Here is a 14,044-nt window from a genome sequence, read left to right as displayed (position 1 = left end):
CGCAGAATGAGACAAGTGTTCAAACGTGAGCCTGAGGATCCGGGATTCAAGCAAGGATAGCGGGGCCGACCGACAGGCGGATGTAACAGCTCCCTGTCTCAACCTGATACAGCTGTCTCGGATTTAGACGCCTGCAAAGGGGCAATAGACGGGGTCAAAAGTCGTATAAGAGTTAATAACCGGCTGTTTTATATAGAAAATAACTTTTTGGCACAGGCTGTGCTTCCTTCTGTGTGACTCAACATGATCCGGCTCTCATGCTGCATTTTTGAGATGAGCGCCATGGACATGACCATTGAAGGAGGTCGGACCTTGAACACGATAAAAACGCTAAAACCACTGGGAGGCAGTCTGCTGGCTTTGTCCGTTGCGCTGGCAACCCAGAATGCTCAAGCCGCATCTGACGCTGAAGCGATCATTCAAAACAACTGCTTGGCCTGTCACACCCAGGAAGGCGAGCAGGCCTGGAGTCGCATCAGTCATCAGCGCAAGACGCCGGAAGGCTGGTTGATGACGATCGCCCGCATGCAGGTCATGCATGGGCTTCAGATCAGTGATGAAGATCGCCGTACGCTGGTGAAGTACCTTGCAGATCGTCAGGGGTTGGCGCCGTCTGAAACAGAGGGGGCGCGGTACGCACTGGAGCGACGCCTGAATACGTCTGAGTCCTTCGACTCTCAGGCCTTCACCGAAATGTGTGCCCGCTGTCATTCCGGGGCGCGTGTGAAGCTGCAGCGGCGTCCGGCCTCTGAATGGGAACATCTGGTTCATTTCCATTTGGGACAGTGGCCCACCACCGAATTTCAGGCGTTGGCACGTGACCGCGACTGGCTGGAGCTGGCGCTCAACGAAATGGTCCCCGAACTGGCGCAAACCCTGCCCATGGATTCCAACGCCTGGAATGACTGGCAGCAACAGCCTGAAGCGCCGGTAGCGGGCAGCTGGACGCTGGCGGGCCATATGCCGGGCAAGGGGATGTTCCATGCCCGCATGGAGGTTGAGCCGGTCAGCGGAGAAGATCAGTACGCCCTGAGCCTCAATGGCCAATATGAAGACGGCACATCGCTGAGAGGAGACGGTCAGGCCGTGGTGTATACCGGTTATGAGTGGCGCGCCAATATTGAAATCGACGGTCAGGTCATGCGCCAGGTGTTTGCGCTTCAGGATGGTCAACTCAGTGGGCGCATGTTCCTGCGCGACAAGGATGAAGTCGGTGCCGATGTGGTGGCAGCACGTGATGTCAGTGGCAAGAGCGAAATCCTGGCGCTGCAGCCAGCCTACATCAAGGCGGGTACGGAAGCGGAAATCAGCATTGTCGGCACCGGTCTCAAGGGCCTGCCTGTACTGGGCAGCGGCGTAGACGTGGTTGAGGTGATCAGTGAAAGTCCGGATCTGATTCGTGTGCGTGCCCGTGCAGCCAAGGACGCAAGCGGTGTCATGGTGCCCAGTGTCGGTCAGGCAGAAGGTGGACGCTTTGCCGTCTATGACCGCATTGACCGGGTGAAGGTTGTGCCGGAGTTTGCCGTGGCCCGTATCGGTGGCAATGGCAGCTCGACCCCGCGCGTGGAAGCCCGCTTTGAGGCCGAGGCCTGGGCAGCCGGTGCAGATGGACAGTCGGGTACCGCTGATGACTATCGGATTGGCTTTGTACCTGCCACCTGGTCCGTGGCGCCTTTCGATGCCGTGGCGGAAGCCGATCGAGACGTGCATTTCGCAGGTCGCATGAACAGCAATACCGGTGTGTTTACCCCCGCGGCGGCAGGGCCGAACCCTGAACGGCGCATGATGACCAATAACGCCGGCAACCTGAAGGTACAGGCAAGGGTGCAGGATGGTCTGCAGACGTTCAATGCCGAAGGCCAAATGATCGTCACCGTGCAGCGCTGGAATAACCCACCGATCCCGTAACGACCCGCTGTGAACAGGGGGAGTGCCCTTGGGCGCTCAAGTTGAATTTCAACAAGGGGAGACCGGATATGGGTGCTGTACTCAATCTGGTGGAACACAACCTGCACGAGGTGCAGGTCGGGGACACCCGAATGCTGTTCCATATTCCGTCCAGTTCGCTGTTTGCACTGGATAATCTGACCTCAGGTGTGCTGGACCGGCTGCGCAACGGAACTGAAACCGCCGAATCGCTGGTGACGGGCTTAAGCAGCCGTTTCTCTGAACAGGAGATCACGGAAACAGTGCGCGAGCTGCTGGCGCTTGAGTTGGTCAACGATGGCCGACCGCTGACCGATGAGATCGGGACGCGCAAGGTCGATCAGTTTCCGCTTACGACAGTGGTGCTGAACGTCAACACCGGCTGCAATCTCAGTTGCACCTATTGCTACAAGGAAGATCTGGATACTCCGTCTGCCGGACGCAAGATGGAACTGCAGACCGCGATCGATTCGGTGGAGATGCTGCTGCGTGAATCACCGGATGAAGACCGCTACACGGTGGTGTTCTTCGGCGGTGAGCCGCTCAGCAACCGCCCGCTGATCGAAGCCATGGTGGACTACTGCGACCAGCGTTTTGCGAGTCTGGGCAAGCAGGTCGAGTATGTGATGACCACCAATGCCACCCTGCTCACGGATGAGATTATCGACTGGCTCAACGCACATCGCTTTGGCCTTTCGGTCAGCATGGACGGCCCCAAGGCGATTCATGACAAGAACCGCATCACCGTGGGCGGCCAGGGTACCTATGACGTGGTTCGTCGCAAGGCGCAACGCCTGCTGGAGCGCTATGACTCAAGACCAGTCGGCGCTCGCGTAACGCTGACCCGTGGTACCACGGAGGTGGAGCGGATCTGGGACCACCTGTTCAACGAGATGGGGTTTTCCGAGGTCGGGTTTGCGCCGGTGACTTCCGGTGACATTTCCAGCTACAACCTCACCTCCGAAGAGCTGGTGGAAGTGTTTGCCGGTATGAAGCGGCTGGGCCAGCGTTACCTGGATGCTGCGCTTGAACACCGCAACATCGGCTTCTCCAATATGCATCAGCTCATCACCGATCTGCATGAAGGCCACAAAAAGGCACTGCCCTGTGGTGCCGGCCTGAAGATGCTGGCGGTGGACCATGAAGGGGAGCTCAACCTTTGCCACCGCTTTACCGGTTCGGAGATGCCGACCTTTGGCAATGTGAAGAGCGGCGTGCAGCAGGTAGAGCTGGGCGACTTCCTGTCCAAACGATTGGACCGCACCGATACCGGTTGTGCCAGCTGTCGCATTCGTAACCTCTGTTCAGGTGGCTGTTACCACGAGAGCTACGCCCGGTACGGGGACCCGACCCATCCGACCTACCACTACTGCGACCTGATGCGCGACTGGGTCGACTTCGGCATCGAAGTCTACAGCCGCATCATGGCGGTCAATCCCGCCTTCATCGACCAGTTTATCTCGCCTCGGAGGGCGCACTGATATGAAACATCTCAAAGCAATCAACAACAAGGCTCAGTTGCTGAGCCAGGCCGTGGCCGACGACAGCGTGGAAGAAGTCGTGGCCATGAGTTCACTGGCGGGCTGTACCGCAACCACCGACCCGGGCTGGGAAATTGATGCCTTTGGCGGCGTCACTTCACTCTGTCAGCCGATGGAAGCCGACCTGTACGGCTGTGCCGACCCCTGCTGGTGGCCGGCTCAGGTGCCGGACATGATGAACACCTATCCGGACTGGAACAAGGACGCCATGAACTCGAAAGATGACTGGCGCAATCTGGGGACCGTGTTCCCGAAAGACAAGAACTGAGCCGAGGGTGAATGGAATGATGAACACGAAACGACTGACATCACTGATGCCGACGGCTGCTCTGGTATTGGGGACAGCGCTGACCGGCAGTGTGCTGGCCAAGGGGCCGGCACTGGAGGAGGGCCACGAGTACATGGTGGTCGCCAACTATCCCAACAACATGCATGTGATCGACCTGCAGACGGACAGTCTGTACAAGAGCTGTGAGCTGCCGGATGCCTTTGGCCCCGGGGTGACGCAGATGGCGCCGGATGGCAAGACGGCCTACATCCTGAATAACCACTATGAAGACATCTACGGCGTGAATCTGGACAACTGTGAAGTGACCTTCCATGCCTCCATGTCGCTGCAGAAAAACGAGCGGACCAAATCGATCTTCTCCTTTGCCATCAGTGCCGATGGGGAAGAGCTTTACGCGGTTCAGAATCCAACCATGCTGTACCGGGATCACTACCGTGTGCAGCCGTCTCGACTGGCGGTGTATGACACCGGCAGCGGGCTGGATGCCAAGCCGGTACGCACTTTCCCGTCACCCCGCCAGGTAACGGTGATGCAGACCGGTGAAGATGGCACGCTCTATATGGCCGGTGCCGAAATCTACAAGGTCGACGCAAGCTCCGGTGAAATCGACGTGGCGATTCCAGGCCGCAGCTGGGAGCGCCCTCTGTATGCGCCACCCGATGTACTCAACGCCTGGCCGATCCAGTCGCCCTCAAAGGACTTCACCATTCTGTACACCACGGCACGATTCCAGGATGAGTCCTACGACTTGAACACGGCTGACTGGATCTACGGGTTCATGAATGTTGATCTGGAAACCGGTGAAACCCAAACCACGGACTTTGGTCCGATCACCGAAATTTACTTCTCCGGCATCCTGTCCCCCAAGGATCCGAACATCGTGTTCGGGGTGCTCAACCGCCTGGCCAAGTATGACATCGAGAAACAGGAGTTGATCGGGGCTGCCGAGCTGGACCACTCCTATTACTGCATCGCCATGAACCACGACGGCAGCAAGGTCTACCTCGCAGGCACCTTCAACGACGTGGCCATTTACGATGCCGACAGCCTTGAAAAGCTGGGCAATATTCAGTTGCCGGGCGGTGACATGGCGATCTCGACGTCTCAGGTATTCATTCGCTAACCCTTTCACACAAATGCGTTTCAACTCCCTGTCTGCACTCATGGCCTGACCGGGCTTGCCCGGACGCAACGTCCGGGCCCTTTTAGACAGGGACAGGAGTCTCAATATGAATAAAACACTTTTGGCCTCAGCCATGCTGGGAGCTCTGTCTGCTCACGCTTCTGCCTATACGCTGCACAGCGACAACGGCACCGAGCTGAACCTGGATATCGAAGCCGTATTCGGCGTATTCACCAGCCAGGAAAGCTATGACCCCTTCGGTGCACGCGCCGCCTCTGATGAAGGGCGTGCCGACTGGCAGGAAGGCTATATCAAGTACGGTCTGTCCGGCAGTCATGCCTATGGCGAAAGCGGTGCAGCCGTATACGGCGGCCTGAACCTGGTCAGCTCGGCAACCTGGGGCGATGGCGACGCAGCCGGTTTTACCACCGGTGACGAGTCTGATACCGATCTGGAAGATGCATACCTGGGCTGGCGCTCCGGCAACCTGATCCCGGCACTGGGTGAAAACGGGCTGGATATCACGCTCGGACGCCAGATGTTCTCCATTGGCGATGGCTTTCTGATCAATGGTGACTCGCTGAATCTGGGTGAAGGCCTGGGGGCAAACTATGACCGTGGCGGCGCCTACTGGCTGGCGGCGCGCAAGGCATTCGACAAGACTGCGATAGTGCGCGTAGGCGGCACTGACGGTGTGCGTGGTGACCTGTTCTGGCTGGAATCAGACAACGTGGGCCAGTATCAGATGGAACTGGCAGGGATCAATGCGGAATACGTCATGCCGGAGGGGACGTTTGGCGCCACCTATATTGAAGGGCTCGATGCAGTTGATTCGACTACCCGTGATGGTCAGGAAACCCTGAGCCTGCGCTTCCAAGGCAATGCAGGTGTCGAAAACCTGTTCCTGTCGGGCGAGTTCGTAACCCAGGATCAAGGGGACAACTCAGCCGATGCCGACGCCTGGTATGTGGAAGCAGGCTGGACCTTTGCCGATCTACCCTGGTCGCCCAGTGTGAACTACCGTTACGCATCCTTCGATCAGAACTTCGATCCGCTGTTTTACGGTTTCAGTCGAGGCTATGGCACCTGGTTTCAGGGTGAGGTGGCTGCCAACTACTCCGGTCCCTTCAGTACGGGCACAGATGTGCACCACATTGGTGTGAAAGCTGCACCGACTGACATGCTGAGTGTGGGCGCGCTGTTCTTTGACTTCAGTGATACCGAGAACGGAGGTCAGGATGGCCAGGAGATCGATCTCTACGCCGAGTGGGTGGTGACACCGAACCTGATTATCAGTCCGCTGGTCGGCTTCTATACGCCCGATAACAGCTCTGCCAACAACGGTACCCAGATCGGCAACGATGATACCAACGTCTACGGTCAGGTGATCGCCATCGTGCCGTTCTGATCTGCGCCATCAGCTCTCCCTTTCACTTTACGGGTCGCAACAGCGGCCCTTTTTTCAGCACCGGCCACTGATACAGCATCGGAAAGTGTCGGTTTGGTCCATATTTTGCTTAGAACAGTTGGAGGTTTGCACATGCACAGGGTTTGACGTATACAAGAGGGTATACCCATGTCAGTTTTCTATCCGGATAATAAAAACAAAGGGGCCGGAATTATGGCACCCCGATTACGTCAGGATCTGATCAGCGATCCTGTTGACGCTGCACGCATCGCCCGCGAGCGTCTGCAGTCGGAAGGGCAGCTGCCTGACGGCTACCTTCGTGATGAAATTGAAGCATCCTGGCGGCGCAGTCTGGAAGCAGGCCTTGATGCGTCCGACATCGACCCTGAGCAGATCGACGACGTCGACGACCTGCTGGCGTTCCGCGAGCAGCACCGTGAGCTGTTACAGATTGCCATGCCTGAAATGGAGCAGCTGACGCACCAGTTTGGGGATCAGGGGCTGATTCTGCTGGCCAACGCGGATGCACGCATTCTGGCGCTGGAGGGCAGCGACCGTATCCTGACACCTTCACACAAGCTTGCCTTGAGGCAGGGCGTTTCCTGGAGTGAGGAAACCCGCGGTACCAACGCCGTTGGCACCGCTCTGGTAGAAAAACGCCCCATCCTGATCAACGAAGAAGAACATTTTCTCGATACCGTTTCACACCTCTCCTGTACCTCGGCGCCGATTTTTGATGCCAATGGGCAGTTGACCGGTGTGCTGGATATGACCCGACTGGGGCGCAACAATCAGCCTCAGGATACGCTGGGCGTGATCCAGTTGGCAGCCCGCAGCATTGAAGCGCGCCTGTTTACCAGCCAACATGAAAACCGCATTGTCATCGCCTTTCACACCCGACATGAATACCTGCGTACGCCCTGGCAGGGGCTGGTGGCCATGGATGAAGAGGGCACACTGCTGGCGATTAACGAGCAGGGGTGTCAGCTGCTGGGGCGTCACCGTGAGCAGATGCTGGGACGTTTGCTGGAAGAGCTGGTCGGGGAGAAGGTGGGCGCACTGCTCAACAACTGTATGCGCCAGCGGATCGCGACCATTCAAACGCGAGCAGGGGAGCTGTTCTGCGAACTGTTGCAGTTTCCCACTGGCAGAATTCATCCGGTCACGCCGGCTCGGGAGCTGGAGCGACCGGCGGAGCCAGCCCCTGACCAGGCACTGAAGGCCTTTGCGCAGGGGGAGGCACGCCTGGAGCGCAGCCTGATCATGGCAGCACGCGCACTGGACAGCGATATCCCGGTATTGATCACCGGTGAAACCGGCAGTGGCAAGGAGGTGGCTGCCAAGGCCCTGCATCAGGCGGGACAGCGTCGAGGCAAGGGGTTCGTGGCCGTCAACTGTGCCGCTATCCCCGAAGGGCTGATTGAATCCGAACTGTTTGGTTACAAGGAAGGCGCGTTTACGGGCTCCCGCAAAGGGGGCATGGTAGGACGTTTCCAACAGGCCAATGGCGGGGTGCTGTTCCTGGATGAAATCGGTGACATGCCGCTTTCGCTGCAGGCGCGCCTGCTACGTGTCCTGCAGGATCGCAAGGTAGCACCTTTGGGGGGCGGCGAAGAAGTGACACTGGATATCGCGCTCATCGGTGCAACTCACCGGGACCTGAAAGCAATGGTGGCTCGAGGTGAGTTTCGGGAAGACCTCTATTACCGGCTCAAGGGAGTCTGTGTTCGCTTGCCTGCGTTGCGTGAACGAGCCTCTTTTGCCGGTTTGTGCGCAACCCTGCTGAATCGACTGGGCCGCAGTGATGTTCAGATTGATGAGCAGCTGATGATGCGCCTTGAAGGGCATAGCTGGCCGGGTAATGTGCGGCAGCTGGAAATGGTGCTTAAAGTGGCGCTGGCATTCATGGAGCCGCATGAACAGATACTCAGTGAGCTGCACCTTTCGGATGATTTTCTTGAAGAACTTGAGGAAGCCCCTTCAGCCTCGACCGGGACCTTGCAGGCCACGGAAGAAGTCTTGATCCGGCAGGCGCTGGATCAACACCAGGGCCGCGTGACTGCGGCAGCCAGGTCACTGGGCATCAGCCGTGCCACCTTGTACCGGCGGATGAAGTCACTGGGTATTGTTTGATTTTTACATCCTGTTACAAATCACCACAAGTTAGCACAACAAGCGCGTAACTGGTTTACAGCTGCGCACTAGTCTAAGTGGCGTCAACAATAATACATCTGCGTACTCCGGGCCGTCGGAAAGGTCCGGTCAGATTCCCGAGGAATTACGCCCATGAACAAACACATCTTTCGTCGTGCATCCGGCTACATGCTGACAGCCGCCGTGGCTGCGGCCCTGTCTGCACCGGCTGCTGCCTATAACCTGCACAGTGACAACGGTACCGAGTTGAACCTGGATATCGAAGCGGTATTCGGCGTGTTCACCAGTGAAGAGAATTACAATCTGGGTGCCAAGAGCGAAGCGGGTGGCTCCGATTGGCAGGAAGGCTATATCAAATACGGCATTTCCGGCAGCCACGCCTATGGTGAAAGCGGTGCAGCCGTATATGGCGGCCTGAACCTGGTCAGCTCCGCGACCTGGGGTGATGGTGATGCGGGTGGTTTCACGTCTGGTGAAGAGTCTGAAACGGACCTGGAAGATGCATACCTGGGCTGGCGCTCCGGCAAGATGATTTCGGCTCTGGGTGAAAACGGTCTGGATATTTCTTTCGGTCGTCAGAACTTCTCCATTGGCGATGGTTTCCTGATTAATGGTGACGCCCTGAACTTTGGTGATGCCATCGACCAGCTGGCCGGTACAGACATGGACCGTGGAGGTGCCTATTGGCTAGCGGCACGCAAGGCTTTTGATCGTACTGCGGTTGTTCGTGTGGGGGGCTCCGAGGGGGTGCGAGCTGATCTGTTCTGGCTCGAATCCAACAACAAGGCTCAGGCAGAAACTGAGCTGGCTGGTATCAATGCCGAATACGTGATCCCTGAAGGCACCTTCGGACTTGCTTATATTGAAGGTTTGGGTGTTAACGAGGACTACGGCTATACAAATCGTGATGGCCAGCAGACCCTGAGCCTGCGCTATCAGGGCAATGCCGGTGTTGAAAACCTGTTCCTGTCGGGTGAAATTGTCACTCAGGACCAGGGCGACAATACGGCTGAAGATGCTGATGCCTGGTATGTAGAGGCAGGCTGGACCTTTGCTGACATGCCCTGGTCGCCGAGCGTGAACTACCGTTATGCATCCTTTGATGAAGGCTTTGACCCGCTGTTCTTCGGCTTTAACCGTGGCTACGGTACCTGGTTCCAGGGTGAGGTGGCGGCCAACTACGCAGGCCCGTTCAACTCTGATGCTGATGTACACCACATCGGCGTGAAAGCAGCACCGACCGAGATGCTGAGTGTGGGTGCGCTGTTCTTTGACTTCAGCGATACAGCTGGTGGCAGCGGTGCACTGGATGGACAGGAGATCGACCTGTACGCCGAATGGGTGGTAACACCGAACCTGATTATCAGTCCTCTGATTGGCTTCTATACTCCAGATAACAGCGACGCTACAGGTGGTTCGCAGATCGGTAGCGATGACACCAATGTCTATGGTCAGGTGATCGCCATCGTGCCTTTCTGATGAGGCTTTAATCGGTTAATACACGGCGCTGTGTTTCCCCTTTCACAGCGCCGTTTGCAAGATAGGGACTGAAAAATGCAGACGGTATCGACAATTTTTATTAACGGTGAGGCAGTCGAAGGCGAGCGTAATCCGTTTCCGGTGATCAACCCGGCCACCGGTGAAGCTTTTGCTCAGTGTCCGGCAGCGACTCCGGAGCAGGTGGATCAGGCGGTTGCCGCCGCCAATGCTGCATTCAAAACCTTCCAGCACACACCGGATGCAGACCGCAAGGCGATGCTGCACCGCATCGCGGATCTGATCGACGCCAACGCCGACGAACTGGCGCAGCTGGTAACGCTGGAGCAGGGCAAGCCACTGGCACTGGCACAGATGGAAGTGGGTGCCGCCGCCGGCTGGACACGCTATAACGCGGATCTGGATGTGCCGGTGAAGGTGGTTGAAGACAGCGACACACGTCTGGCTGAACTGCACCACAAGCCGCTGGGTGTCGTGGGTTCTATTACCCCCTGGAACTGGCCGCTGATGATCGCGGTGTGGCACATCATGCCGGCGATCCGTACCGGTAATACAGTCGTGTCCAAGCCTTCTTCCATGACACCTTTCAGCACCCTGAAGCTGGTTGAACTGATCAATCAGGTTGTGCCGGCAGGTGTAATCAATATTGTGACCGGTGAAGGCGGTATCGGACGGGCGATGACGCAGCATCAGGACATTCGCAAGATCGTTTTCACCGGCTCTACCCCGACCGGTCAGGACATCATGCGCAAGTCCGCTGATAACCTGAAACGTCTGACACTGGAACTGGGCGGCAACGATGCCGGTATCGTACTGCCGGGCGCCGATATTGATGCCATTGCCCAAGGCATTTTCCAGACCGCGTTCCTGAACATGGGACAGACCTGTGCGGCACTGAAGCGCCTTTATGTGCATGAAGATCAGTACGAAGCGGTGTGCAGCAAACTGGCCGAGATCGCATCTCAGCAGGTGGTCGGTTCCGGTCTGGAGTCTGACGTGACCTTCGGTCCGGTGCAGAACCAGGATCAGTTCAACCTGGTGAGCGAGCTGGTTGAAGATGCCAGGGCCCAGGGTGCACGTATTCTCTGCGGTGGCGAGGCACAGCCGGGCAACGGTTACTTCTACCCGCCGACCATCGTTGCCGATGTGAGCAACGGCGTACGTCTGGTCGATGAGGAACAGTTTGGCCCCGTACTGCCGGTGATCAAGTACAGCGATGTGGAAGATGCCATCGTAATGGCAAACGATAACGTCAATGGTCTGGGCGGTTCCGTCTGGGGCAGTGACATCGAACAGGCGCGTTCCGTGGCGGCGCGTCTTGAGACAGGTACCGCCTGGATCAATAACCACGCGGAAGTCTTGCCCCACTGCCCCTTCGGTGGCAGCAAGATGTCCGGTTTCGGGGTCGAGTTTGGCGAGGAAGGCCTGCTCGAATATACCCAGCCACAACTGCTCAATATCAGCCGAGGCTGAGGCTTTTCATCATCTCACTTCAGCGTTTGTTGCTACGGAAGTGCTTGCCGGGGTCCATGACCCCGGCTTTTTTTTGTCTTCAGGTAACGTGTACCTTGCCGCGCGACCAGGAGCGCCAGGCCGCCAGCAGGCAGTAGCCGGCACACAACAGAAACGCCCACTCCAGCAGTTGCATCAGGGCGGGAAACTGATCGGCGGTGATCTGTGATTTACCGATCAACCAGTTGAACAGGAAGACCACAATGGCCATGCCCAGCATGTTGCCCAGGGTGCGAGAGATATTCAGCAGGGAAGAGGCGATACTCAGCCGTTCAGTCGCTACCACACTGAGCGCCCCGTTGTTGTTGGGGGAGGAGAAGAGGCCGAACCCGGTCCCCATCACAAGCAGTGCCAGTACCACCTGGCTCAAGCCGCTGTCCTGATCCAGCATCGCCAGAATCATAAAGCCGACCCCGAAGAGGATGCAGCCGGCCGTTGCCGGAATGCGAGGCTCCAAGCGGTCTGACAGGCGACCTGCCAGTGGCGCCAGAATGGCCATCATCATCGCCTGTAACAGCATCAATTGTCCTGCTTCGGCAGGGGATAGGTCGCGAATGTACTGCAGATAGAGGCTCAGCAAAAACTGCAGCGGGTAGTTGGCCGCATACATCAAAAAGCTGGCCTGAATCGAGCGGAAGAATACCCTGTTTTGCACCATGCGGCGCAGTCGAATCAGAGGGTGGGGGGAGTGCTCCTGCTGATAGACAAAGAGTGCCAGCAGCCCCAGACCCACGCCGCCCAGAAGCGCACCTTGCCAGGATGGCAGCTCGGACAGGCCGATGAAAAACAGGCTGGAAGCGGCGATAAACAGGAGGCTGCCCAGCCAGTCCAGGCGCTGATCCGGCTGACGCTCGGTTTCGCGTACATGTATCCAGACCAGTACGGCGCAGAGTACCGCCAGTGGCAGTGGTGCCAGAAAGACCGCATGCCAGTTCCAGCCTTCGGTGAGCCAGCCGCCAATGGGAGGGCCACAGGTGAGGCCCAGATACACCGAGGTAGAGGTCAGTCCCAGTGCCATGCCCCGACCGTGCAGTGCGAATACCTGCGACACGATCGCCATGCCGGTGCCAAATACCATGGCACCGGAGACCCCCTGGATCAGGCGCATCAACAACAGCCAGTAAATGTGCTCAACCAGAATGATGGCGAAGGAGCTGACCGAGAACAGCAGCAGACCGGAGAGGAACACCTTCTTGCGACCAATGATGTCGGCGATGCGACCGGCTGGCAGTTGCAATGCAATGGCGCCGAGCAGGTTCATGGTCGGGATCCAGCTGACCAGTACCGCATCGGCGCTCAGGTCTTCAGCAATGGTTGGCAGGGCCACATTGACGGCGGACATGCTCATCGGCATGAGAAAGGTGGCAACACAGATGCTGAGCAGGGTCAGCCAGCGGACAGAAGCGCTGCTGTAGGCAGTGTCTGAGGCGTCAGTCATGCGGGGCCTGTAAAAAGAGAATGTTCATTACATTCTAGAGGGTCGCGCCAGTGAGGGAAATCAGCAAGCGCGCATGGGGAGCTAAAAAGGAGTGGTGCTCAAAGAAGCAGGTGTCGTTTTCGTGTCTGATTATGTCGTATTTCGTACATTTTGCGGGCGGTGTTTTCGCCATCATTGCAAGCGTCGAACAACAACCTGAGCTTCGCAAAATAGAGTACAAAAACAATGATTGAACAAAAAGTTGCATTCAAAAGTGATGGCCTGACCCTGGATGGTGCGTTTTTCACCGACGAGCAGAACTCAAATTCAAACCTGCCGATCGTGATCGTTTGCTCCGGCTTCACCGGTCAGAAAAACATTCACCCCGAGCGTTATGCCCGTGCCCTGACGCCCAAGGGTTTCACGGTATTCGGTTTTGACTACCGTGGCTTTGGCGATTCCGAAGGTGAACGCGAGCGCGTCATTCTGGAAGAGCAGGTGCGTGATATTGCCAGTGCTGTCGCTATCGTCCGTCAGCGTGCCGACGAGGAAGGTCGCAAGGTCGTACTGGCGGGCTGGGGCATGGCCGGTGGCCTGATCATTGATGCCTACCGGATTTGCGAAGGGCAGGTGGATGCACTGATTGCCATGAACGGATTCTTCGACGCGGTGCGGGTTCAGAAGGCACTGCGGGGCGAGCATGGCTGGAAAGAGTTCAAGCAGTTCATGGCGCAGGAGCGCATGCGCCTGGCGCATGGTGGCGAGCCCAAGGGCATCGACCCGTTTGATATCTACCCGCTGGATCCGGTCAGCCGCGAATACGTCTTCACCGAGCTGGTCAAGGCGCCGGGCTATGGTGTGACATCCACTCTGGATTTCGCCGACTCACTGATCAGCTTCAAGCCGGAAGCACATCTGGATGAGCGTTTCTCCAACATCCCGATGCTGATTGCACACGGTGCCGAGAACGACCTGCACCCTGTTACCGAGCCCAAGGCTCTGTATGCAGCCTACCCGGGCCCGAAAGAGCTGTTCCTGCTGGCCGGAGGTGGCCACACCGAATGGATGCTGGACGACAATCCCAAGTTCATCGAGTTCTCCAGCCACATTGCGCAGTGGATTCAGGCCAACGTCTGATCCTTCATGAGCGTTCCTCTTTTATCCGGCGCCGGGCTGC

At 57.6% G+C, this 14,044-nt stretch carries 10 protein-coding genes; 9 read left to right on the top strand and 1 reads right to left on the bottom strand.

Features of this window, described 5'->3' with window-relative positions:
- The first annotated feature begins 312 nt into the window (after window positions 1–312).
- The 8 genes from peaA (at window position 313) to H9C73_RS06010 (ending at window position 11,411) form a co-directional block, all read left to right on the top strand.
- Window positions 313–1,908: a quinohemoprotein amine dehydrogenase subunit alpha gene (gene peaA, locus H9C73_RS06045; protein ID WP_209286908.1), complete on the top strand. Its 1,596-nt coding sequence runs from the start codon at window positions 313–315 to the stop codon at window positions 1,906–1,908.
- 68 nt (window positions 1,909–1,976) lie between these two features.
- Window positions 1,977–3,407, top strand: coding sequence for a quinohemoprotein amine dehydrogenase maturation protein (gene peaB / locus H9C73_RS06040; protein ID WP_209286907.1), 1,431 nt, complete (start codon window positions 1,977–1,979; stop codon window positions 3,405–3,407).
- A 1-nt stretch (window position 3,408) separates the two neighbouring features.
- Window positions 3,409–3,735 (top strand): quinohemoprotein amine dehydrogenase subunit gamma, encoded by a 327-nt coding sequence (qhpC, locus tag H9C73_RS06035; RefSeq protein ID WP_010323735.1) that lies wholly within the window; start codon window positions 3,409–3,411, stop codon window positions 3,733–3,735.
- A 19-nt stretch (window positions 3,736–3,754) separates the two neighbouring features.
- A complete protein-coding gene (gene peaD / locus H9C73_RS06030) occupies window positions 3,755–4,879 on the top strand; it encodes a quinohemoprotein amine dehydrogenase subunit beta (RefSeq protein ID WP_209286906.1) in 1,125 nt (374 codons plus the stop codon).
- Window positions 4,880–4,985: 106 nt separating this feature from the next.
- The gene (locus H9C73_RS06025) at window positions 4,986–6,287 is read left to right on the top strand and encodes an alginate export family protein (RefSeq protein ID WP_209286905.1); all 1,302 of its coding nucleotides are present in this window, start codon (window positions 4,986–4,988) and stop codon (window positions 6,285–6,287) included.
- 213 nt (window positions 6,288–6,500) lie between these two features.
- A complete protein-coding gene (locus tag H9C73_RS06020) occupies window positions 6,501–8,420 on the top strand; it encodes a sigma-54-dependent Fis family transcriptional regulator (protein ID WP_236014118.1) in 1,920 nt (639 codons plus the stop codon).
- Between the two features lie 153 nt (window positions 8,421–8,573).
- The gene (locus tag H9C73_RS06015; protein ID WP_209286903.1) at window positions 8,574–9,920 is read left to right on the top strand and encodes an alginate export family protein; all 1,347 of its coding nucleotides are present in this window, start codon (window positions 8,574–8,576) and stop codon (window positions 9,918–9,920) included.
- A gap of 75 nt (window positions 9,921–9,995) precedes the next feature.
- A complete protein-coding gene (locus tag H9C73_RS06010) occupies window positions 9,996–11,411 on the top strand; it encodes an aldehyde dehydrogenase family protein (protein WP_209286902.1) in 1,416 nt (471 codons plus the stop codon).
- Window positions 11,412–11,490: 79 nt separating this feature from the next.
- Here H9C73_RS06010 and H9C73_RS06005 read toward each other — a convergent pair whose 3' ends face one another.
- Window positions 11,491–12,888 (bottom strand): MFS transporter, encoded by a 1,398-nt coding sequence (locus H9C73_RS06005; protein WP_209286901.1) that lies wholly within the window; start codon window positions 12,886–12,888, stop codon window positions 11,491–11,493.
- A gap of 225 nt (window positions 12,889–13,113) precedes the next feature.
- Here H9C73_RS06005 and H9C73_RS06000 point away from each other — a divergent pair, with 225 nt between their 5' ends.
- A complete protein-coding gene (locus tag H9C73_RS06000) occupies window positions 13,114–14,004 on the top strand; it encodes an alpha/beta hydrolase (RefSeq protein WP_209286900.1) in 891 nt (296 codons plus the stop codon).
- Window positions 14,005–14,044 lie beyond the last annotated feature (40 nt).

This window comes from Marinobacterium alkalitolerans (assembly GCF_017776525.1).
GTDB lineage: Bacteria > Pseudomonadota > Gammaproteobacteria > Pseudomonadales > Balneatricaceae > Marinobacterium > Marinobacterium alkalitolerans.
Note: the sequence above shows the minus strand (reverse complement) of the source record. Positions and strands in the feature narration are given on the sequence as shown.

What these genes read in the sequence shown, in the direction of transcription:
- peaB (WP_209286907.1), top strand. Translation starts at nt 1,977, where the DNA reads ATGGGTGCTGTACTCAATCTGGTGGAACACAACCTGCACGAGGTGCAG.
- qhpC (WP_010323735.1), top strand. Translation starts at nt 3,409, where the DNA reads ATGAAACATCTCAAAGCAATCAACAACAAGGCTCAGTTGCTGAGCCAG.
- peaD (WP_209286906.1), top strand. Translation starts at nt 3,755, where the DNA reads ATGAACACGAAACGACTGACATCACTGATGCCGACGGCTGCTCTGGTA.
- H9C73_RS06025 (WP_209286905.1), top strand. Translation starts at nt 4,986, where the DNA reads ATGAATAAAACACTTTTGGCCTCAGCCATGCTGGGAGCTCTGTCTGCT.
- H9C73_RS06020 (WP_236014118.1), top strand. Translation starts at nt 6,501, where the DNA reads ATGGCACCCCGATTACGTCAGGATCTGATCAGCGATCCTGTTGACGCT.
- H9C73_RS06015 (WP_209286903.1), top strand. Translation starts at nt 8,574, where the DNA reads ATGAACAAACACATCTTTCGTCGTGCATCCGGCTACATGCTGACAGCC.
- H9C73_RS06010 (WP_209286902.1), top strand. Translation starts at nt 9,996, where the DNA reads ATGCAGACGGTATCGACAATTTTTATTAACGGTGAGGCAGTCGAAGGC.
- H9C73_RS06005 (WP_209286901.1), bottom strand. Translation starts at nt 12,888, where the DNA reads ATGACTGACGCCTCAGACACTGCCTACAGCAGCGCTTCTGTCCGCTGG.
- H9C73_RS06000 (WP_209286900.1), top strand. Translation starts at nt 13,114, where the DNA reads ATGATTGAACAAAAAGTTGCATTCAAAAGTGATGGCCTGACCCTGGAT.